Raw genomic sequence first — 20,990 nt, 5'->3', positions numbered from 1 at the left:
GTTTCGTGCTGGGCTCAGCCTCGCACAACGCATCAGTACGTGGCGACATCTGCATGGGTTCGGCCTCCGAATCTCGGAGTTCACAAGGTTGTGACCGGGTGGGCACGCAGTCTTTGCGTGCGAGCGGTACCTATGACGAATGTCTGAACCCATGGAGTACGACCTGGTGGTCATCGGCTCCGGCCCAGGTGGCCAGAAGGCGGCCATTGCGGCTGCGAAGCTCGGCAAGCGGGTGGCGATCGTGGAGAAGGGCCACATGCTCGGCGGGGTCTGCGTCAACACCGGCACCATTCCGTCCAAGACGCTGCGCGAGGCCGTTCTGTACCTCACGGGCATGAATCAACGTGAGCTGTACGGAGCGAGCTATCGGGTGAAGGCCGACATCACTCCGGCCGATCTGTTGGCGCGAACCCAGCACGTGATCGGTAAGGAGATCGAGGTGGTGCGCTCGCAACTGCTGCGCAACCGGATCGAACTCATCACCGGCGTCGGAAAGTTCCTCGACGCGCACACCATCGTGATCGAGGACGAGTCGCGAGGTGAACGCATCACGGTCAAGGCAGCCAATGTGGTGATCGCCACCGGCACGGCTCCCGCGCGTCCCGCCGACATCGCGTTCGACGATTACCGCGTCCTCGACTCCGACGGGATTCTCAATCTCGAATTCATTCCGGCGTCCATGGTCGTGGTCGGGGCCGGGGTCATCGGAATCGAGTACGCATCGATGTTCGCTGCCCTGGGAACGAAGGTCACCGTTGTCGAGAAGCGCGATTCGATGCTCGACTTCTGCGATCGCGAGATCATCGAGTCGTTGCAGTTCCACCTCCGCGATCTCGCGGTGACGTTCCGCTTCGGGGAGGCGGTGACCGCGGTCGACGTCGGCCCGAACGGAACGGTGACCACCCTTGCCAGCGGCAAGCGGATCCCGGCGGAGACGGTGATGTACTCGGCAGGCCGCCAGGGTCTGACGACGGCACTCGAACTCGAGAACGCCGGTCTGGAGGCCGACGCGCGCGGTCGCATCTTCGTCGACGAACATTTCCAGACCAAGGTCGATCACATCTACGCGGTCGGTGATGTCATCGGATTTCCGGCGTTGGCCGCGACGTCGATGGATCAGGGCAGGCTGGCGGCGTACCACGCGTTCGGCGAGTCCAGCGCGAAACTGACCGATGTGCAGCCCATCGGCATCTACTCGATTCCCGAGGTCTCGTACGTCGGAGCCACCGAGGTCGACCTGACGAAGGGATCGATTCCGTACGAGGTGGGGGTGTCGAGGTACCGCGAACTCGCTCGGGGTCAGATCGCCGGCGACTCGTACGGCATGCTCAAGCTGCTCGTCTCCACCGAGGACCGGTCGATTCTCGGCGTACACATCTTCGGGTCGGGTGCGACGGATCTGGTGCACATCGGGCAGGCCGTGATGGGGTGCGGCGGCACCGTCGACTACCTCGTCGATGCGGTGTTCAACTACCCCACACTGTCGGAGGCGTACAAGGTTGCCGCCCTCGATGTCACGAACAAGATCCGTGCGCTGGCCAACTTCGACCGCTGATGTCGTCCTCGGCACGAGGGCAACCCGGGACGGGGAATGAACAGCGGTCCACCGGTTGTTCTTTCGGATAGTGAATCGCCACGATCGACGTCGGCGGGTACGGGGCTCGCGCCCAGGATCGGCGTATTCTTACCCGATGCTCGCTTCGAGGTACCTACGAGTCGATCCGAAAGGGGCCCGGCCATGACCGAACAGTCGAAGATGTACGAGCTGGAGTTTCCGGCACCGCAAATCTTCTCCAACGACGGAGTCGGACCCGTCCTCGTGCACGGTCTGGAGGGCTTCTCCGACGCGGGTCACGCAGTGAAGTTGGCGACGACTCATCTGCGCGAGAGCCTGGAGTCGGAACTCGTCGCGTCGTTCGACGTCGACGAGTTGATCGACTACCGGTCCCGTCGTCCGACGATGACGTTCAAGTCCGATCATTTCTCGGACTACGACGCTCCCGAACTGAATCTCTATGCCGTCAAGGACCGCACCGGCACCCCGTTCCTGCTGCTGGCCGGTATGGAACCGGATCTGCGGTGGGAGAAGTTCACCACTGCCGTTCGCTTGCTCGCCGAACAGCTCGGAGTCCGTCGGACCATCGGTCTCGGCTCGATCCCGATGGCCATTCCGCACACTCGGCCGCTCGGTGTGACGGCCCACGCCAGCGACAAGGAGCTGGTCAAGGAAGGCAACAGCTGGGCAGGTGACCTGCAGGTGCCCGGCAGCGCGTCGTCCCTGCTCGAGCTCAGGATGGCGCAGCACGGTCACGAGTCGATGGGCTTTTCGGTGCACGTACCGCACTACCTCGCCCAGACGGACTACCCCGGTGCAGCCGAAACGCTGCTCGAGAACGTCAGCGAAGCCGCCGAGTTGGACCTGCCGCTGGCCGCGCTGGGTGAAGCTGCCGCACGGGTTCGGGAGCAGGTGAACGAGCACATCACCGGAAACGAAGAAGTCCAGTCGGTGGTGCAGGCACTCGAGCGTCAATACGACACCTACGTGGCCGCGCAGGAACAGCAGTCGACTCTGCTGGCCAGCGACGAGCCACTGCCGAGCGGCGACGAGCTCGGGGCCGAGTTCGAGCGCTTCCTCGCCGAGCAGGCCGGTCTCGACGAGGGAGAAGACACCACCGAGCAGTAGCAGTGTGAGCGGTCACAGAAGATGATCGCTCGGGCGCGCACATCGGACGGTTCGGGCGGATCGAAACATACCTGTAACCGCAAATACGCCCGATGTTCTGCCCCGAGCGTCATCTCGTGCAAGAGTCGTACCAACACGTACTCGGGTACGTACGTCCACACACTCGTGCACGGCGTCGCCGTCGTGTGCCGCGTCGCGCGGTGCACCAGGGAATTTCAGGAGGCGCAGATGAGCACCAATCCGCGCAGTCGCAAGCTCCGCCCGGTTCCCGACGAAGAGCCACGGCTGATCTTCCGGACCATTCACGGATACCGGCGGGCGTTCCGCATGGCCGGTGAAGGACCGGTCCTGTTGTTGATCCACGGGATCGGCGACAACTCCGAGACGTGGAACGAGGTGATCCCGCACCTCGCGAAGAACTACACCGTCATCGCTCCGGATCTGCTCGGGCACGGTCGCTCGGACAAGCCCCGTGCCGACTACTCCGTCGCCGCGTACGCCAACGGCATGCGGGACCTGCTCTCGGTGCTGGGCATCGAACACGTGACCGTCGTCGGACACTCACTGGGCGGCGGGGTCGCCATGCAGTTCGCCTACCAGTTCCCGGGCATGGTCGACAGGTTGGCTCTGGTGTCCTCCGGTGGCGTCACCAAGGACGTTCATCCCCTTCTTCGACTGGCATCCATGCCGTTTCTCAGCGAGGCGGTCAAACTGCTCCGCCTGCCCGGTGCCATCCCCGCGGTGAAGTTGGCGGGCAGCCTCCTGAGCACACTGCACAGCTCTCCCCTGCGTCCCGGGTCGCTCCTGCACGACACTCCGGATCTGATCCGAGTGCTGAGCGAGCTTCCGGCCCCGACGACGTACGAGGCGTATCTGCGGACCCTGCGCGCCGTCGTGGACTGGCGCGGCCAGGTGGTCACGATGCTGGACCGGTGTTACCTGACCGAGAATCTGCCGGTGCTGCTCGTCTGGGGTGATCAGGACTCGGTGATTCCGGTCAGTCATGCGCACCTCGCTCATTCGGCCATGCCCGGTTCCACATTGGAGGTGTTCGAGAATTCCGGACATTTTCCGTTCCGAGACGACCCGATGCGCTTCCTGCAGGTCGTCGAGGACTTCATCGATTCCACCCCGTCGTTGACGTTCGACGAAGTGCGGTGGCGCAACCTGCTCATCACCGGTGTCGGCGAGGACATGATCACCGGCAGCGCGAGTACGAGACTGGCAGTGCTCGGAGCCATGGGCTCGGACGAACGCAGCGCCACCTGACGCATCGCCGGACCCCGCCCGGCGCGGTGTCGATGCGGGTCCGGCCGTCGATCCCACATAGCCTGTAGAGGTGCTTCTCACCGAACTGATTCCCGATACCGCCGCCGCTCGGTCCGACGGCGTCGACCCGGACGTCCTGTTCGACACGTTCACCACCTGGACTGCCGATCGCGGTCTGACCCTGTATCCCGCGCAGGAGGAAGCTCTCATCGAGCTGGTCTCCGGCTCCAACGTCATCCTCGCGACGCCGACCGGATCGGGTAAGTCGATGGTGGCCATCGGAGCCCACTACGCCGCGATGGCCGCGGGCATACGCAGCTTCTACACCGCGCCGATCAAGGCACTGGTCAGCGAGAAGTTCTTCGCTCTGTGCGAGATCTTCGGTGCTCAGAACGTCGGCATGATGACGGGCGACGCGTCGGTCAACTCCGGAGCCCCGATCATCTGCGCCACCGCCGAGATCGTCGCGAACCTCGCCCTGCGTCAGGGCCGCGGCTCCGACATCGGCCAGGTGATCATGGACGAGTTCCACTACTACTCCGAGCCCGATCGAGGGTGGGCCTGGCAGGTGCCGTTGATCGAACTGCCGCACGCCCAGTTCCTGTTGATGTCCGCGACCCTGGGCGATGTCTCGTTCTTCCGGGACGATCTGACCCGGCGCACCGGACGCACGACCACCGTCGTCTCGGGCTCCGAACGTCCGGTTCCACTGATGTTCTCGTACGTCACCACTCCGATCAGCGAGACCATCGAAGAACTGGTGGAAACGCATCTCGCGCCGGTGTACGTCGTACATTTCACGCAGGCCGCGGCACTCGAACGAGCCCAGGCGCTGACGAGCGTCAATGTCGCGTCCAAGCAGGAGAAGGCCGAGATCGCCGAGGCCATCGGCGCCTTTCGCTTCACCACAGGTTTCGGGAAGACCCTGTCGAGACTGGTTCGGCACGGCATCGGGGTGCACCACGCCGGCATGCTTCCCAAGTATCGACGGTTGGTCGAGAAGCTGGCGCAGGACGGTCTGCTCAAGGTGATCTGTGGAACGGACACGTTGGGGGTGGGCATCAACGTTCCCATTCGCACGGTGTTGTTCACCGGACTGACCAAGTACGACGGCATCCGCACCCGCAAGCTTCGGGCCCGCGAGTTCCATCAGATCGCGGGACGCGCGGGCCGAGCCGGCTACGACACCCTCGGCACCGTCGTGGTGGAGGCCCCCGAACACGACATCGAGAACGCGCGTCTGGTGGCCAAGGCCGGCGACGATCCGAAGAAGCTCAAGCGTGTGCAGCGCAAGAAGGCACCCGACGGTTTCGTCTCGTGGGGTGAGCCGACATTCGAGCGGATCATCGCCGCCAGCCCGGAGCCGCTCACGTCCCGGTTCTCGGTGAGCAACGCGATGTTGCTCAATGTCATTGCCCGGCCGGGCAATTGCTTTCATGCCATGCGACACCTGCTCGAGGACAATCACGAGACCCGGCCCGCTCAGCGCAAGCACATCTTACGGGCGCTCTCGCTCTACCGTGGTCTGGTCGATGCGGGCATCGTCGAGCAACTCGACGAGCCGGACGCCGACGGTCGACATGCTCGACTGACGGTGGACCTGCAACCGGACTTCGCGCTCAATCAGCCGCTGTCGACGTTCGCGGTCGCGTCCTTCGACCTGCTGGACGCCGAATCACCGACCCATGCCCTCGATGTGGTGTCGATCATCGAATCGACCCTCGACGATCCGCGTCAGATCCTCATGGCACAGCAGCACGCCGCGCGCGGCGAAGCGGTGTCGCAGATGAAGGCCGACGGCATCGAGTACGACGAGAGAATGGAGCTGCTCGAGGAGGTCACGTGGCCGAAACCTCTTGCAGAGCTGCTCGTTCCGGCATTCGAGATCTACCGCGGCACCCATCCGTGGCTCTCCGAGGTCGGCCTGTCGCCCAAGTCCGTGGTCCGCGACATGGTCGAGCGCGCGATGACGTTCGCAGAATTGATCAGCCACTACGGTCTGATGCGGTCCGAGGGACTCGTCCTGCGGTATCTCGCCGACGCTTATCGCACACTGCGCCAGACGGTTCCGCCGGAGTCTCGAACCGAAGAGGTACAGGACATCACCGAGTGGCTGGGTGAGCTCGTTCGGCAGGTGGATTCGAGCCTGCTCGACGAGTGGGAGAACCTCACCGATCCCGGTGCCGAGCCGGAAGCGCTCGTGGAGGCGTACGGATCCGACGTGCCGCGTCCGATCTCGGCCAACCCGCGAGCCTTCCGAATCCTCGCGCGCAACGCGATCTTCCGCCGCGTGGACCTGGCGGCGCGCCGACAGTGGAACACGCTCGACGACCTCGACGACGGCCCGGACTGGGAGGCCGAACTCGAGCCGTTCTTCGCCGAGTACGGCTCGATCGGAACCGGCCCGTCGGCCCGTGGCCCCGCGTTGTTCACCCTGAACGTCGGTGCGGAGTCCACGACGGTGCGTCAGGTGTTGGAGGACCCCGACGGGGACCACGGCTGGTTGCTCGACGCCGTCGTCGATGTGCCCGAGTCCGATGCGGCAGGCGAGATCGTGTTCGACGAGATCGTGATCACGCCCGGCTGAGGCCATCTGCGTGGCCGGCACGAACCTCGGTGGCGAGAAGACTTGCCAGCGCCCGGTATTCGGCCGAGCGCGCACTCGTGGATCGGTGCACGAGACCGATCGTGCGGCCGGGAGCCGGGCGTGCGAATTCCGCGGTGGACAGGCCCGCACGAGCGACCTCGACCTCGACGGCGCTGTGCGGCAGCAGCGTCAGACCCAGCCCGCCTGCAACGCACTGCACCACCGTGGTCAACGACGCCGCCCGGGTAGCGCTCGCGTCGGGCTCGATGTCGACCGAGCGGCACAGGTCGAGGGTCTGCTCGCGCAGGCAGTGCCCCTCGTCGAGCAGGAGCAGAGGCAGGCCTCGGAGGTCGGCGACGTCCAGATCCCGCCGCCCCGCCAGTGGGTGCTCGGCAGGTAACGCGAGCACGAAATCCTCGGTGTACATGGATATTTCGATCAATCCCGGGTCGGCGAGGGGCAGCGCGAGAACGGCGACGTCGAGGTCACCGGAGCGGAGTGCGTCGAGCAGTCGGGCGGTGTGATCCTCCACTATCCTCGGCACGAGGTCGGGGTACTCGGCGCGTACGGCCGGGAGTACTGCCGGCAGCACGTACGGTGCCACGGTCGGAATGATTCCGAGCCTGATACCACCGGTCAGGTGGCCACCCAATCCTGCTGCGGTAGCGACGAATCCGTCCACCGCGTCCAGTGCCGCGGTGGCCCGAGCGAGCAACTGACCGCCGGCAGGCGTCAACAACACCCGGCGAGTGCTGCGCTCGATCAGCTGCACTCCCAGCCCCTGCTCGAGCGCAGCAAGAGCCTGCGACAGCGAGGGCTGGGTGATACTCAGTTGCGCTGCGGCAGAACCGAAGTGGCGATGACGTGCGATCGCCGCGAACGCCCGCAGATGCGACAGGGTCGGCTGATAGCTTCGATCGGTCACGCCTATCAGTGTAGTGCCACTCATCACGTTTACCTTTGACCACACTTTTGGCACACTCGTACCGGTCGGCCGGGCTCGTATGGCTGCAGTCACGCCACCGATCCCGAACCGCTCACATACGGAACCGACGCGATCATTCGACACGAGGAGACCACATGGCACTGTTGACAATTGGCGACCAGTTCCCTTCATACAACCTGACCGCCGTCATCGGCGGAGACCTGTCCAAGGTGAACGCTCAGCAGCCCGACGATTACTTCACCACCGTCACCAGTGACGATCATGCAGGCAAGTGGCGCATCGTCTTCTTCTGGCCCAAGGACTTCACGTTCGTGTGCCCCACCGAGATCGCCGCGTTCGGCAAGCTGAACGAGGAGTTCGAGGACCGTGACGCACAGGTCCTCGGTGCGTCGGTGGACAACGAGTTCGTCCACTTCCAGTGGCGGGCACAGCACGACGAGCTCAAGACCCTCCCGTTCCCGATGCTGTCGGATCTCAAGCGTGAATTGGCTGCTGCCACGGGTGTTCTCAACGCCGATGGTGTCGCCGACCGCGCCACGTTCATCGTCGACCCCAACAACGAGATCCAGTTCGTGTCGGTCACGGCAGGCTCGGTGGGCCGCAACGTCGACGAGGTCCTTCGAGTTCTCGATGCCCTGCAGTCCGACGAGCTCTGCGCCTGCAACTGGAAGAAGGGTGATCCCACCATCGACGCAGGCGAACTGCTGACGGCGAGCGTCTGACATGACGATCGACAACCTCAAGAACGCCGTCCCCGAGTACGCCAAGGACCTCAAGCTCAATCTCGGTTCGATCGCCCGTTCCACGGTGCTCAGCGAGCAGCAGCTGTGGGGCACGCTGCTGTCGGTGGCGGCAGCGTCGAAGTCCGCGACGACGTTGAAGGAGATCGCCGAGGACGCTGCCGATTCACTGTCGGCCGAGGCGTACAACGCGGCACTCGGTGCGGCGTCGATCATGGGCATGAACAACGTCTTCTACCGAACCAAGGGATACCTCGGCGGCAAGTACGACGATCTGCGCGCCGGCCTGCGCATGAACATCATCGGCAACCCTGGCGTGGACAAGGCCGACTTCGAGCTGTGGTCGCTCGCGGTGTCGGCCGTCAACGGGTGCAACCACTGCCTGGAGGCACACGAGAAGACCCTGCGCGCCGAGGGCGTCGACCGCGAGAAGATCTTCGAGGCCATCCGTGCCGCGTCGATCGTCGCAGGTGTCGCGCAGGCGATCGAAACAGGGCGAATCCTCGACGGTGCCGCCGTCTGAGCGTCGTCTCGCACTGTTCACCGAACGAGGGATCCGCGGCCGCGGGTCCCTCGTTCTGCGTTCGGTACCATCCGGGCATGGCTACCGACGTCTCCGTCGTCCGAGTGTTCACCGATGCCGACGGCAGGTTCGGCAACCCCCTCGGCATCGTGGCCGCGGGCGACGTGGACGAGGCCGACAGGCAGCAGTTCGCCGCCGAGCTCGGCTTCAGCGAGACGGTGTTCGTCGATCGCACCGAGTCCGGTACGGCCTCGGCGACCATTCACACCCCCGCCGTGGAGCTGCCCTTCGCCGGACATCCCACGGTCGGACTCTCGTGGTGGCTCCGCGAGCAGGGACATCCCGTCGACGTGCTCACCGTCCCTGCCGGACCGTTGAGCATCCGCTACGACGGCGAGCACACCTGGGTTCGCGCTCGCGCCGACTGGACTCCGCAGTTCATCTTCCATCGGGTTCACGATGCGGCCGAGGTGGCGGCAGCCGATCCGAGTGCCTACGACAGTGGGCACCACTACGTCTGGGCCTGGACCGACGAGGAACACGGCACGCTGCGATCGCGCATGTTCGCACCGATGATGGGTATCGCCGAGGACGAGGCGACCGGTGCTGCCGCCGTCCGGCTGACCGGTGAACTCGGCCGGAGCCTGAACATCGTGCAGGGAGCCGGATCTCGGTTGCGCACCACCATCGGCGACGGCTGGGTGGAACTGGGCGGACGCACCGCGGCGGACGCGTCGATCAGCGTGTGACGGGTACGTCCACTTCGATTTCCTCGCCGAGACGAACTCCGTCGGCCAGTGGCAGTCGGTCGCCGCTCCAGAACTTTCCCGGGTCGAACCAGTTGGCTTTCTTGTTGCCCGTGAGCAGACCCATCGCGTCGTAGGTCATGGCGACCACCTCGGCGCAGTAGGCGGTTTCGAGTGCCGCCCCCTCGCGTCGGTTGCGACGCAGTGCGGGGACTCGGCCCCGGAACCACCGACCGGCGAGCGCCGCAGTGGTCGGGAACGCGGTTCCGTCCATGCGGGCGATCGTGCGCAGCAGGGCGTCCTCCTGCGCAGTCGTCACGGACTCGTCCAATTGCCGCAGCCAACAACGCTGTTCGTACTTCGTGGCCCACTGTGTGACGGCCGCACGCAGATCGTGCAGCTGAACCCCGCGTTGGAAATTTCCGCTCCACATGTCCTGCAACGACTTTCCCAGCTCGGCGTGCCACATCAGCGGAGGCAGGTCGTCGATCACGACGGCCATTCCGACGTGGTTGACGGGACTGTTGGTCAGTGCCTGGATAGCGCGATCGGCATTCGACTGTCCGCGGAAGATCCAGATGTCGCCCGTTCTGGTGGCCTCGACTGCAGTATCGAGGCTGATTCGCGACGGATTCATGGTCCACACCCTAGATCTCGTGACGGTACGGTGGCCGGATGAACGTGTGGAAGGCCCTCGGTCTCGCCGGGATGGTCGGTGTCGCGGCCACCGGGGCGTTGGTGGTCCGATCCGAACGCAAGCGTCGCGCATACGCGCCCGAGGAAGTACGAGATCGGCTGCACCGGCGCTTCGCCGCCGTCCCCGACGAGCCGCAGCCCGCAGCTACTGCCCCGCGCTCACGCGGACAGCAGCTGCGCAGCAGGCTCCGGTTCAGCCGAGCGCGCTGAGGATACGCGCGGCCAGCTCTTCGATCTCGGCATTCGTCATGACGAATGCCGGCGAGATCTGCATCGCCCCCTGACCGGCCGCGCGACTGGACACACCGTGCGCTCGAAGCGTCTTGACGAAGGGCAATGCCTCGGCCGGGTCGGCGAGCTGCACGGCGGCAACCGCACCGATTCCGCTCCGGATCTCCGAGACCCGCTCGTGTGCGGCCAACGGCGCGAGGTGGGTGTGCAATGCCGCCTCGATGCGCTTCGAGTGTGACAGCAGTTCCTCGCGCTCGATGATGTCGAGGTTGGCCATCGCGGCCGCGGCCGCTCCGGCATGGCCACCGTAGGTGTACCCGTGCCGCCACCACACGCCGCCCGCGAAGAACGGCTCGGCGATCGTCGGGGCGATGAACACCGCACCCATCGGTACGTATCCGGACGTGAGCCCCTTGGCGGTGGTCATCAGATCCGGTTCGAGCTCGAATCGAGTGGAGGCGAACCAACTGCCACCGATACGGCCGAATCCGGTGACGACCTCGTCCGCGACGAACAGGACGTCGTTGTCGCGGCAGATCTGCCGCACCTCGCGCAGGTAGCCCTCCGGTGGGAGGTAGATGCCGCCGGCACCGATCACGGGCTCGCAGAAGAATGCGGCCACGTTCTCGGCACCGACCTCCTCGATCAGTGCCAGCAGCGACTTCGCGTCGTCCCACGCCACCGTTCGGGCGTCGGACATGAGCTCGCCGTAGTGCTCCTTGTTCACCGGAATGCCGGCCAGCGCTGTTCCCGCGACGTGCATCCCGTGGTAGGCCTTCTGCCGGCCGACGATCAGTGTCTTGCTCGGTCGACCCATTTCGACCCAGTAGCGCCGGGCGAGTTTCGCGGCGGTGTCGATGGAGTCCGAGCCACCCGAGGTGAAGAAGATCTTGCTGCCCGGTACCGGGGCGATCGCCGCGAGACGATCGGCGAGTGCCAGTGTGGTCTCGGGTACGAAGTCACCGAAGTTCGAGTAGTGGGCGATCGAGCTCAACTGCGTCGCAACGGCGTCGGCGATCTCCCGACGGCCGTGGCCGACGTTGGTGAACCACAGGCCGGCGGTGGCGTCGAGGTATTCGGTACCCGCGTGGTCGTAGATGTAGGCACCTTCACCGCGGGAGACGACGAACGGGCCGCTGGTCGTGACGGCTCCCATGTCGGCGAAACCGTGCCAGAGCGCGGAAGAGTGTGTGGTTCCGGTGGCAGAAGACATGCGGTACACAGTAGTCACGTGGTTCCGGCCGAGCCCGATCCGTACCTCCACCGTCCGGCGATCCGCCCGAGTGCACCGACCGCGAGAGCCATCAACGCGAAAGCGACGGTGAGAACGAGCAGGCCGATGGCGAGCGCGAGGTAGCCCTGGACGCGTGGGTCGAGGAACGGATAGGGGTACCAGTCGACAACGGGCCCACGGACGAGGGTGTAGATCCCGTAGAGAAGCGGAAACAGCAGCCATGTCAGGCTGCGCGATTCCGAGATCTGCCGTCGCGGTGGCATGAGGATCCAGTCGATCAGCAGGACGACGGGCATGATGCGATGCACCACGTTGTTCGTCCACGGATCCGCCACGCCCACATCGATGTCGGCGAGCAGTACGGCGTAGATGATCCCGGTGATGACCATGTAGAGGGTGACGGCACCCCGAACGAGCTGCCAGTGCGCTGCGCGTGGATCGACGACGCCGCCGACCAGCAGCACCAGCACCGTCAACACGTTGCTCATGACGGTGAAGTAGCTGAAGTAGTTGGCCAGCGAGAACGTCGTGGAGGCGAGACCGTCCAGGACAATCGAGATCAGTGCCGAGGCGGTGAGCGCCGCGAACAGTACGCGCAACGTCCTGATCGGTACGGGAGTGCGCGGCTGAACCATCACATCCTGCGAGATGCTCATGTGGCGATCCTGGCACAGTCACGACCTGCATTCGGTGGCACTGCCGAAACCGATATCCTGGGTGAAGTATGTCTACCTCGAACCCGTCCGTTCAGCGTCGCGCTCTCGCCACACGTCTGGCCCAGGTCACCATCCGCGACGAGAACGGGCTGCGGCGGCGATTGGACAAGGCGCGTACCGACGACGCGTTCGCCGCACTCGACCGCGACATCACCCGCGCCGAGACCGTGGTCGCCAACCGCCGGGCTGCGGTGCCCAAGCTCGAATTTCCCGAGTCACTTCCGGTCAGTCTTCGCAAGGACGACATCGCCGCGGCCATCGCCGAGCACCAGGTGGTGATCGTCGCCGGCGAGACCGGCTCCGGCAAGACCACTCAGATCCCCAAGATCTGCCTCGAACTGGGGCGCGGGATCCGGGGCTCGATCGGTCACACACAGCCCCGTCGACTCGCCGCTCGCACCGTCGCCGAACGTATCGCCGAGGAGGTGGGTGAACCACTGGGTGAATCCATCGGCTACAAGGTGAGATTCACCGATCAGTCCTCGGATGCGACCCTCGTCAAGCTGATGACCGACGGCATCCTGCTGGCGGAGATCCAGCGAGACCGGCTGCTCCGCCAGTACGACACCCTGATCATCGACGAGGCCCACGAGCGCAGCCTCAACATCGATTTCATCCTGGGCTACCTCGCGCAGCTCCTCCCCCGCCGACCCGACCTGAAGATCGTCATCACCTCGGCGACGATCGATCCCGAGCGTTTCGCTCGGCACTTCGCGCGCGACGGCGTGCCCGCGCCGATCATCGAGGTCTCCGGCCGCACGTTCCCGGTCGAGATGCGCTACCGGCCACTGACCGTCGACGCCGGGGACACCACGATCGATCTCGACCCCGTCGACGCGACGTGCCAGGCCGTCGACGAGTTGATGGCCGAGGGCGACGGTGACATTCTGGTGTTCCTGTCCGGTGAGCGCGAGATTCGCGACACCGCCGACGCCTTGAACGACCGAAATCTGCGCAACACCGAGATCGTTCCACTCTATGCGAGACTCTCTGCGGCCGAACAACATCGAGTGTTCTCCCCGCACTCGGGCAGGCGCGTGGTGCTCTCGACGAACGTTGCGGAAACATCGCTGACGGTCCCCGGAATCCGCTACGTGGTCGACCCGGGTACCGCCCGCATCTCGCGATACTCGTTGCGTACCAAGGTTCAACGCCTTCCCATCGAGCCGATCTCCCAGGCATCGGCTCGGCAGCGGGCCGGCCGCTGCGGCCGCGTCGCCGACGGTATCTGCATCCGGCTGTACTCGGAAGAAGATTTCGAGTCACGTCCGCAGTTCACCGAGCCGGAGATTCTGCGTACCAACCTGGCGTCGGTGATCCTTCAGATGACCGCACTCGGGCTGGGCAAGATCGACGCGTTTCCGTTCGTCGAACCACCCGATCCGCGGAGCATCCGAGACGGAATCGGACTGCTCGAAGAGCTCGGGGCACTGAAGCCTGCCACCAAGGACGGCACCGCGGAGCTCACCCCCATCGGCCGGGAACTCTCGGCGCTTCCGGTCGATCCACGGATGGCGCGAATGCTGGTCGAGGCCAACGGCAACGGGTCTCTCCGCGATGCGTTGGTGGTCGTTGCCGCGCTGTCGATCCAGGACGTTCGGGAGCGGCCGGCAGAGCATCAGCAGGCGGCGGACGAGAAGCATGCGCGTTTCGCGGTGGAGAACTCCGACTTCCTCGCGTACGTGAAGCTGTGGACCTATTTGCGCGAACAGCGGAACGAGTTGTCCTCCAACCAGTTCCGCCGTATGTGCCGCACCGAGTTCCTGCACTACCTACGTATTCGCGAGTGGCAGGATCTGCACGGTCAGCTACGTCAGATCACCCGTGGACTCGGGTGGACGGTTCCCGACGCCGACTCCACCGAGACCGCGCTGCATCAGTCGCTGCTGTCCGGACTGCTCTCGCACATCGGGCTCCGGGAGGGTGACAAGCGTGAGTTCCTCGGCGCGCGTGGGGCTCACTTCGCGATCTTCCCCGGGTCGGGTCTGTTCAAGAAACCCCCGCGCTGGGTCATGGCCGCCGAATTGGTCGAGACCGGACGCCTGTGGGGCCGGATGGCTGCGCGCATCGAGCCCGAGTGGGCCGAGCGGTTGGCGCCGCACCTGGTCAAGCGGACGTACTCGGAGCCGCACTGGTCCATCAAACGGGAATCGGCGATGGCCTACGAACGGGTGACGCTCTACGGCATTCCGTTGGTGACGCAACGTCCGGTGAACTATCACCGCATCGACGCCGAGGCGTCTCGAGAGCTGTTCATCAGACATGCGCTGGTGGAGGGTGAATGGAAGACCCAGCACGCGTTCTTCCACAAGAACCGGGCGCTGCTCGACGACGTGGGTGAACTCGAACATCGCGCTCGGCGACGAGACATCGTGGTCGACGACGACGCTCTCTTCGACTTCTACGACGCACGTATCGCCCCGGAGGCGGTGTCGGCGCGACACTTCGACACCTGGTGGAAGAAGGCACGCAGACAGGACCCGCACCTACTCGACTTCACCACCGACACCGTCGTCAACTCCGACGCGGCCTCGGTTCTGACCGGCGCGTATCCCGACGCATGGCGACAGGGCGAGATCCAGTTCCCACTGACGTATCAGTTCGAGCCGGGCACCGCGGCCGACGGAGTCACCGCGCGCATTCCGATCGCGCTGCTCGCTCAGGTACAACCGGTGGGCTTCGACTGGCTGGTCCCGGGAATGCGCGGCGAGCTGGTCACCGCATTGATCAAGACGCTGCCGAAGGCACTGCGGCGCAACGTGGTTCCGGCTCCCGACTTCGCGGCCGCGGCGTTGGCGGCCATGAAGCCGCGCGCGGAAACTCTGGTGACGGCGCTGGCCCGTGAGTTGTCCCGGGCTGCCCGGTGCGACATCACGGCGAAGGACTTCGACCCCGCCGCGCTGCCCGAGCATCTGAAGATGACGTTCGCGGCCGTCGACCCGTCCGGAAAGGTGCTGGGCAGCAACAAGGATCTGACTGCTCTTCGAACGAGCCTGTCGGGTGAGGTCGGCCGTCAGGTGGCGAGCGCGGTCGGCGACGCGGAGCGCGCACCCTCTCTAGCCTGGACCTCCGGCACGCTGGGTCGGTTGGAGCCGACGGTGACTCGGCAGGTCGGTGGACAGAAGGTCACCGGCTATCCGGCGCTGGTTCCGGAAGGACCCGGCGTTGCGGTGCGGGTCCTCAGCACCCCCGCCGAGGCGCGGGCGGCAATGCGCTCGGGAACCAGAACTCTGCTTCTGTCGACGGCTCCGAAGGGCACCAAGGCATTGCTGGCCGGCCTACCGACCGCGGAACGTCTTGCACTGGGCCAGAATCCGTACGGTGGAGTCGACGCACTCCTCGAGGAGTGCCGAGTACTTGCGGTCGAAGAGGCCATGGATGCGCACGGAGGACCGGTCCGGGATCCGGATGCCTTCGAGAAACTGAGGGCACTCGTCAACGCCGAGGTTCCGCAGCGCACCGCTGCGGTCCTGGCGTTGGTTCGCCCGGTGTTGACCGCCGCCCTGGCGCTGTCCGCGCAACTTCAGTCCTCCTCGGGCGAGCCGGCGGACGATGTTCGGGAACAGTTCGACGGCTTGATCTTTCGAGGGTTCGTCACCGAATTCGGCTCTCGCAGACTCGCAGACCTGCCGCGCTACCTCGCCGCGGCGACCAAGCGGTTGGCGACGCTGCCGAGCAGTGCAGGCCGGGACGCGGCTGCGATGGACGTGCTCGATCGGGTGTACGCCTCGTACGGGCGACTGTTGGATTCGCTGCCGGAGAGCAGAAAGAACAGCTCCGGGGTACAGGAACTGTTCTGGATGATCGAGGAGTTGCGCGTCGGACTGTTCGCGCAGGGCATTCGCACGGCGTACCCGGTGTCGGAGAAGCGCATCGAGAAGGCGATCTCGGACCAGCGTCGCTGATGGCCGGGCCTGTCAGTCGATGTCTGCGGACTCGCGGTGCTTGCGCAGTTCGTGGATTTCCTTCTCGAAGTCTTCTGCCGAGCTGAACGAGCGGTAGACGGAAGCGAAGCGAAGGTAGGCCACTTCGTCCAGGTCACGGAGTGGACCGAGAATAGCCAAGCCCACTTCGTTGCTGGGGATCTCCGCGGATCCCGCTGCACGGATGGCGTCCTCGACCTGTTGTGCCAGTAGGTTCAGCGCGTCGTTGTCGACATCTCTGCCCTGGCAGGCGCGACGGACTCCCTTGACGACCTTCTCTCGGCTGAACGGCTCGGTGACACCACTGCGTTTCACGACGGCCAGCACTGCGGCCTCGACCGTCGTGAATCGGCGACCGCACTCCGGGCAGGAGCGACGACGCCGGATTGCTTGCCCCTCGTCCATCTCACGCGAGTCGACCACGCGTGAGTCGGGATGCCTGCAGAACGGGCAATGCATGAGGGATCCTCCGTCGTAGCCGATGCTCCGACGACGAGCACGCACATCGGGGCAGTCTGTCGAGGATACTCAGTCTCCTCGAACCCGACGGTGCCGGTGGTCATCTGCCGGGCGTGTACTCGACGACAGCTCCGTCGTGCACCTCGACCACACCCGCCGGTTGCGCGCCGGCATCGGGGGCGACGGCCCGCAGGTTCGCAATGCCGATCAGCCCGCCCGCCACCACCAGGACCGCCAACACCGTCAGCACGATCGACCGCATCCGAACCGGCTGGCCGGCGAAGTGCGCCGAGGTCGCGTCGAACTCGCGATCGGCCTGCTCGCGATCGGTGACATCGGTCCACGACGGATCGAGGACCGGGAGGCACGGTGAACTCTGTGTGCGGGGTCCCGTGACACCGTGCGTTCCGATGGGACTCTGCAGAACGGGACGCGCCCGGCGGCGGCGCTCGACGGCAGTGGATCGGGCGCGGACACCGGCGGCGGTGGGGCGATCGGTGATGATGGTCATCGGAACCTCGACTTCGCTCGTTGGATCGATTGTTCGATCAGGCGTTCGATGGACGCTTGTTCGAAGTTCTATCACGAGCCTCCGACAAAGTCTGCAGAAAACGCGACACGAGTCGAACAGATGTTTGATTCAACAGCTGATACACGCTAGATTCGTGTCAGAAACCACACGCCACACGAGTCGACACCATCAACTCCAGTCCGCGCAGACCTACCACGCAGACCGGATCCAGGACACCAGCAGGAGGCCGACAGCATGAAGGACGAGACCTCGACGAGGTCGACCACGCTTTCCACGACCACCGGTTCCAAGGCGACCGGAGCCAGGGCCACCGCACCGAAGGCCGCAGCGGGTAAGCCTGCCGCGGAACCGACATCCAAGGCCATGGAAGTCGGCACCGACATCAGCGCGGGTCTGACCGAGCGGCAACGGAAGGTACTCGAGGTCATTCGAGCTTCGTTGACCGAGCGCGGTTACCCACCGAGCATTCGAGAGATCGGTGACGCGGTCGGCCTGACATCGACCTCCTCCGTCGCTCACCAGCTCCGTACGCTCGAACGCAAGGGTTTCCTCCGGCGCGACGCCAACCGGCCCCGCGCGGTCGACGTCCGCGGTCTCGACGAGGTGCAGGCCGATCAGGCAGCCGCCGCGGTCGACGGATCGCAGGCGTCCGAGGAGCAGGATCGGTTGCCTACCCCGACGTTCGTGCCGGTACTGGGCCGGATCGCTGCAGGCGGTCCGATTCTGGCCGAGGAAGCCGTCGAGGACGTCTTCCCGCTCCCCCGCGAGCTGGTGGGTCAGGGTTCGCTGTTCCTGCTCAAGGTGGTCGGTGAATCGATGATCGATGCGGCCATCTGCGACGGTGACTGGGTGGTGGTTCGTCAGCAGTCCGTGGCCGACAACGGCGACATCGTCGCTGCGATGATCGACGGCGAGGCCACCGTCAAGACGTTCAAGCGGTCCAAGGGCGAGGTGTGGCTGCTGCCGCACAACCCGCTGTTCGAGCCGATCCCGGGCAACAACGCCGCGATCCTCGGCAAGGTCGTCACCGTGATGCGCAAGCTGTAGGGATCGTCACCGAGGTGACACGCGAAGGGCCGCAGCACAGGAGTGCTGCGGCCCTTCGCGTGTCTCGGATCAGCGGATCACAGATTCAATCCGCGGCCGATGATCTCCTTCATGATCTCGGTGGTGCCGCCGTAGATGGTCTGTACACGGGAATCCATGTACGCCTTGGCGATCGGGTATTCCTTCATGTAGCCGTAGCCGCCGTGCAGCTGCAGGCACCGGTCGATCAGTTTGACCTGATTCTCGGTGGTCCACCACTTCGCCATGGCGGCTTCTTGCACAGTCAACTTGTCTGCGTTGAGCAGTTCGATGAACTTGTCCACCATGATGCGGGTGGCGGTGGTTTCGGTGGCCAGTTCCGCCAACACGAAGCGCGTGTTCTGGAACTTGCCGATCGACTTTCCGAAGGCCTTGCGGTCGCGGCAGTACTGGATCGTCATGTCCAGTGCCGATTCCATTGCCGCGGCGGCGACGACAGCGATCGAGAGTCGCTCCTGCGGCAGATTCTGCATGAGGTAGATGAAGCCCATGCCTTCCTCGCCCAGCAGGTTGGCGGCGGGCACGCGAACGTCGGTGAAGCTGAGTTCGGCGGTGTCCTGGGCCTTCATGCCGATCTTGTCGAGGTTGCGGCCTCGCTCGAATCCGGGCATGTCGCGTTCGACGACCAGCAGGCTGAAGCCCTGCGCGCCCTTCTCGGGGTCGGTGCAGGCCACGACGATGATCAGGTCGGCGTTGATTCCGTTGGTGATGAACGTCTTCGAGCCGTTGAGCACCCAGTCGTCACCGTCACGTACGGCCTTGGTCTTGATTCCCTGCAGGTCGCTTCCGGTTCCCGGCTCGGTCATCGCGATCGCGGTGATCAGTTCGCCGGAGCAGAATCCGGGAAGCCAGCGCGCCTTCTGCTCGTCGTTCGCAAGATCGATCAGGTACGGCGCGACGACGTCGTTGTGCAGGGTGAAACCGATACCGCTGTATCCGCCGCGGGTCGTTTCCTCGGTGACGATGGCGTTGTAGCGGAAGTCCTTGACTCCGCCGCCGCCGAATTCCTCGGGCGCTGCCGTTCCGAGGAAGCCCTGCTTACCGGCCTCGACCCAGACGTCGCGATCGACGATGTTCTGCTCTTCCCACTTCGCGTGGTTCGGCGCTACGTGCTGATCGAGAAATTTCCGGTACGACTCCCGGAACAGCTCGTGCTCGGGCTCGAAAAGTGTGCGTTCCACGAATGTCTCCTTGTTCGGTGCATACCGGCAGCGACCACGCGAAATCTCTACGAATCTCGATCGCCGGTACGACTGACGTCACAGGGAAACACTACGTCCGCGGCGTCGGGGCGGTCGATGACCAAAACGCGCGCGATCCGTGACCGACCCCGCTAACGACCTCGGGTGCCTGCACCTCTGGCGAGCGCCGAGACGATCGGGTACCCCAGCAGGATGCCCACCGAACCCCAGGCGATACCGCCGAGTTCGACCGATCCGACGGACAGTGTCAGGTCACCGATTCCGGCGACCAGCGCCGCAGCAACGACGATGAGATTGACCGGGTCGGTGAAGTCGACCTTCGCGTCGGTCCAGATGCGTACGCCGAGAAGCCCGATCAGGCCGTACAGCACCAGAGTTGCGCCGCCGATGACTCCGTCGGGGACGGTGAAGATCAGCGCACCGAACTTGGGCGAGAACGCGAGCACCATCGCCGTGATCGATGCGACCCAGTACGCCGCGGTCGAGTACACGCGGGTGGCGGCCATGACACCGATGTTCTCCGCGTAGGTGGTGGTTCCCGAACCGCCGCCGGCTCCGGCGAGTGTGGTCGCCAGCCCGTCGGCGATCAATGCGTCACCGGCCACGTCGTCGAGGTTCTTGCCGGTCATCGCGGCGACGGCTTTGACGTGTCCCACGTTCTCGGCGACGAGGACGATCACCACCGGCAGCGCCACGAGGATCACCGACAGCTCGAAGGACGGACCGCGAAACTCGGGCAGACCGATCCAGCTCGCCGCGCTCAGTGCGTCGAGACGCGGTTGCGCGATGCCCCCGGTGACGGCGGCGAACACCCAACCCACGACGACACCGAGCAGAATTCCGAGTCGTCCGATCAAGCCGGGTCCGAGCGCCGTCGCCAGCAGAATCGCGATCAGGGTGACGGCTGCGATCAGCGGCTGTGCCTCGAACGACGTGGTGGCGGCCGGTGCCAGGTTCAGCCCGATGAGCACGACGACGGCACCGGTCACGACGGGCGGCATGGCCGCGTCGAGTACCCGTTGGCCCGCGAACTTCACTACGAAGCCGACGGCGGCCAGTACGAGGCCGACACACAGGACCGCTCCGAGTTGGGCGGCGGGTCCGTTCGCTTGGGTGGCACCGAGCGGGGCCAGGAAAGCGAAGGACGAACCCAGGTAGCTGGGAACGCGCCCTCGAGTGATGACGAGGAACAGTGCCGTTCCTATGCCCGAGAACAGCAGCGTCGTCGATACCGGAAATCCGGTGATCGTCGGAACCAGCAGTGTCGCACCGAACATCGCGACGACGTGCTGCATTCCGATACCGATGGTGCGTGGCCACGTCAATCGTTCGTCGGGTGAGACCACCGCCCCGGCCTCGACGGTCTTTCCGTTTCCGTGCAGCGTCCAACCCAGAGTTCTCATGATGGAAGGCAACA

18 protein-coding genes are annotated in these 20,990 nt (G+C 65.0%); 10 read left to right on the top strand and 8 right to left on the bottom strand.

Annotated features, from left to right (window positions below; genetic code table 11):
• The first annotated feature begins 139 nt into the window (after positions 1-139).
• The 4 genes from sthA (at position 140) to CH274_RS07710 (ending at position 6,539) form a co-directional block, all read left to right on the top strand.
• Positions 140-1,555 carry a Si-specific NAD(P)(+) transhydrogenase gene (gene sthA, locus CH274_RS07725; RefSeq protein ID WP_094648034.1) on the top strand — a complete coding sequence of 472 codons (1,416 nt, stop codon included), beginning with the start codon at positions 140-142 and terminating at the stop codon, positions 1,553-1,555.
• A 183-nt stretch (positions 1,556-1,738) separates the two neighbouring features.
• Entirely contained in the window at positions 1,739-2,683 is a 945-nt protein-coding gene (locus CH274_RS07720; protein WP_032397909.1) for a proteasome assembly chaperone family protein, read from the top strand.
• A gap of 228 nt (positions 2,684-2,911) precedes the next feature.
• Positions 2,912-3,952 carry an alpha/beta fold hydrolase gene (locus tag CH274_RS07715; protein WP_032398408.1) on the top strand — a complete coding sequence of 347 codons (1,041 nt, stop codon included), beginning with the start codon at positions 2,912-2,914 and terminating at the stop codon, positions 3,950-3,952.
• Positions 3,953-4,022: 70 nt separating this feature from the next.
• The gene (locus CH274_RS07710; RefSeq protein ID WP_094657066.1) at positions 4,023-6,539 is read left to right on the top strand and encodes a DEAD/DEAH box helicase; all 2,517 of its coding nucleotides are present in this window, start codon (positions 4,023-4,025) and stop codon (positions 6,537-6,539) included.
• Here CH274_RS07710 and CH274_RS07705 read toward each other — a convergent pair.
• Positions 6,526-7,464 (bottom strand): hydrogen peroxide-inducible genes activator, encoded by a 939-nt coding sequence (locus CH274_RS07705; protein WP_094657065.1) that lies wholly within the window; start codon positions 7,462-7,464, stop codon positions 6,526-6,528. The genes CH274_RS07710 and CH274_RS07705 overlap by 14 nt on opposite strands.
• A 155-nt stretch (positions 7,465-7,619) precedes the next feature.
• Between CH274_RS07705 and CH274_RS07700 the strand changes: the two genes are divergently transcribed.
• The 3 genes from CH274_RS07700 to CH274_RS07690 all read left to right on the top strand — a co-directional run bounded on the left by CH274_RS07700 (position 7,620) and on the right by CH274_RS07690 (position 9,497).
• Complete coding sequence (locus CH274_RS07700; protein WP_032397906.1) at positions 7,620-8,207, top strand: peroxiredoxin; 588 nt, start codon at positions 7,620-7,622, stop codon at positions 8,205-8,207.
• Between the two features lies 1 nt (position 8,208).
• Positions 8,209-8,748, top strand: coding sequence for a carboxymuconolactone decarboxylase family protein (locus tag CH274_RS07695; protein ID WP_032397905.1), 540 nt, complete (start codon positions 8,209-8,211; stop codon positions 8,746-8,748).
• 77 nt (positions 8,749-8,825) lie between these two features.
• Entirely contained in the window at positions 8,826-9,497 is a 672-nt protein-coding gene (locus CH274_RS07690) for a PhzF family phenazine biosynthesis protein (RefSeq protein WP_094657064.1), read from the top strand.
• On the opposite strand, the gene CH274_RS07685 is transcribed toward CH274_RS07690, so the two are convergent.
• Entirely contained in the window at positions 9,487-10,131 is a 645-nt protein-coding gene (locus tag CH274_RS07685; protein WP_032397903.1) for a hypothetical protein, read from the bottom strand. The genes CH274_RS07690 and CH274_RS07685 overlap by 11 nt on opposite strands.
• Positions 10,132-10,169: 38 nt before the next feature.
• On the opposite strand from CH274_RS07685, the gene CH274_RS07680 reads away from it, so the two are divergent.
• On the top strand, positions 10,170-10,400 hold the full coding sequence (locus CH274_RS07680) for a hypothetical protein (protein ID WP_094657063.1): 231 nt from the start codon (positions 10,170-10,172) through the stop codon (positions 10,398-10,400).
• Here CH274_RS07680 and CH274_RS07675 read toward each other — a convergent pair.
• Complete coding sequence (locus CH274_RS07675) at positions 10,384-11,634, bottom strand: aminotransferase family protein (protein ID WP_032397901.1); 1,251 nt, start codon at positions 11,632-11,634, stop codon at positions 10,384-10,386. The genes CH274_RS07680 and CH274_RS07675 overlap by 17 nt on opposite strands.
• Positions 11,635-11,648: 14 nt before the next feature.
• Positions 11,649-12,311, bottom strand: coding sequence for a Pr6Pr family membrane protein (locus CH274_RS07670; protein ID WP_256993499.1), 663 nt, complete (start codon positions 12,309-12,311; stop codon positions 11,649-11,651).
• A gap of 68 nt (positions 12,312-12,379) precedes the next feature.
• On the opposite strand from CH274_RS07670, the gene hrpA reads away from it, so the two are divergent.
• A complete protein-coding gene (hrpA, locus tag CH274_RS07665) occupies positions 12,380-16,276 on the top strand; it encodes an ATP-dependent RNA helicase HrpA (protein ID WP_094657062.1) in 3,897 nt (1,298 codons plus the stop codon).
• Between the two features lie 12 nt (positions 16,277-16,288).
• Here the strand turns inward: hrpA and nrdR are convergent, their stop codons facing one another.
• Together nrdR and CH274_RS07655 are read right to left on the bottom strand one after the other, a co-directional pair.
• Positions 16,289-16,753: a transcriptional regulator NrdR gene (gene nrdR / locus CH274_RS07660; RefSeq protein WP_008716872.1), complete on the bottom strand. Its 465-nt coding sequence runs from the start codon at positions 16,751-16,753 to the stop codon at positions 16,289-16,291.
• A 100-nt stretch (positions 16,754-16,853) separates the two neighbouring features.
• A complete protein-coding gene (locus tag CH274_RS07655) occupies positions 16,854-17,264 on the bottom strand; it encodes a hypothetical protein (protein ID WP_032397899.1) in 411 nt (136 codons plus the stop codon).
• Positions 17,265-17,648: 384 nt separating this feature from the next.
• Here CH274_RS07655 and lexA point away from each other — a divergent pair, with 384 nt between their 5' ends.
• On the top strand, positions 17,649-18,332 hold the full coding sequence (gene lexA, locus CH274_RS07650; protein WP_094657269.1) for a transcriptional repressor LexA: 684 nt from the start codon (positions 17,649-17,651) through the stop codon (positions 18,330-18,332).
• Between the two features lie 77 nt (positions 18,333-18,409).
• Here the strand turns inward: lexA and CH274_RS07645 are convergent, their stop codons facing one another.
• On the bottom strand, positions 18,410-19,552 hold the full coding sequence (locus CH274_RS07645; protein WP_094657061.1) for an acyl-CoA dehydrogenase family protein: 1,143 nt from the start codon (positions 19,550-19,552) through the stop codon (positions 18,410-18,412).
• Positions 19,553-19,704: 152 nt separating this feature from the next.
• On the bottom strand, positions 19,705-20,976 hold the full coding sequence (locus CH274_RS07640) for a uracil-xanthine permease family protein (protein ID WP_179273206.1): 1,272 nt from the start codon (positions 20,974-20,976) through the stop codon (positions 19,705-19,707).
• Positions 20,977-20,990 lie beyond the last annotated feature (14 nt).

The organism is Rhodococcus sp. 06-418-5, from assembly GCF_002258285.1.
GTDB lineage: Bacteria > Actinomycetota > Actinomycetes > Mycobacteriales > Mycobacteriaceae > Rhodococcoides.
This window is presented reverse-complemented; position numbering and strand designations above follow the sequence as displayed.

Excerpts from the sequence above, each read along its gene's own strand:
- lexA (WP_094657269.1), top strand. The coding sequence starts at position 17,649 with ATGGAAGTCGGCACCGACATCAGCGCGGGTCTGACCGAGCGGCAACGG.
- CH274_RS07690 (WP_094657064.1), top strand. The coding sequence starts at position 8,826 with ATGGCTACCGACGTCTCCGTCGTCCGAGTGTTCACCGATGCCGACGGC.
- CH274_RS07695 (WP_032397905.1), top strand. The coding sequence starts at position 8,209 with ATGACGATCGACAACCTCAAGAACGCCGTCCCCGAGTACGCCAAGGAC.
- sthA (WP_094648034.1), top strand. The coding sequence starts at position 140 with ATGTCTGAACCCATGGAGTACGACCTGGTGGTCATCGGCTCCGGCCCA.
- CH274_RS07675 (WP_032397901.1), bottom strand. The coding sequence starts at position 11,634 with ATGTCTTCTGCCACCGGAACCACACACTCTTCCGCGCTCTGGCACGGT.
- CH274_RS07655 (WP_032397899.1), bottom strand. The coding sequence starts at position 17,264 with ATGACCATCATCACCGATCGCCCCACCGCCGCCGGTGTCCGCGCCCGA.
- CH274_RS07715 (WP_032398408.1), top strand. The coding sequence starts at position 2,912 with ATGAGCACCAATCCGCGCAGTCGCAAGCTCCGCCCGGTTCCCGACGAA.
- CH274_RS07640 (WP_179273206.1), bottom strand. The coding sequence starts at position 20,976 with ATGAGAACTCTGGGTTGGACGCTGCACGGAAACGGAAAGACCGTCGAG.
- CH274_RS07700 (WP_032397906.1), top strand. The coding sequence starts at position 7,620 with ATGGCACTGTTGACAATTGGCGACCAGTTCCCTTCATACAACCTGACC.
- CH274_RS07685 (WP_032397903.1), bottom strand. The coding sequence starts at position 10,131 with ATGAATCCGTCGCGAATCAGCCTCGATACTGCAGTCGAGGCCACCAGA.
- CH274_RS07720 (WP_032397909.1), top strand. The coding sequence starts at position 1,739 with ATGACCGAACAGTCGAAGATGTACGAGCTGGAGTTTCCGGCACCGCAA.
- hrpA (WP_094657062.1), top strand. The coding sequence starts at position 12,380 with ATGTCTACCTCGAACCCGTCCGTTCAGCGTCGCGCTCTCGCCACACGT.
- nrdR (WP_008716872.1), bottom strand. The coding sequence starts at position 16,753 with ATGCATTGCCCGTTCTGCAGGCATCCCGACTCACGCGTGGTCGACTCG.
- CH274_RS07680 (WP_094657063.1), top strand. The coding sequence starts at position 10,170 with ATGAACGTGTGGAAGGCCCTCGGTCTCGCCGGGATGGTCGGTGTCGCG.
- CH274_RS07670 (WP_256993499.1), bottom strand. The coding sequence starts at position 12,311 with ATGAGCATCTCGCAGGATGTGATGGTTCAGCCGCGCACTCCCGTACCG.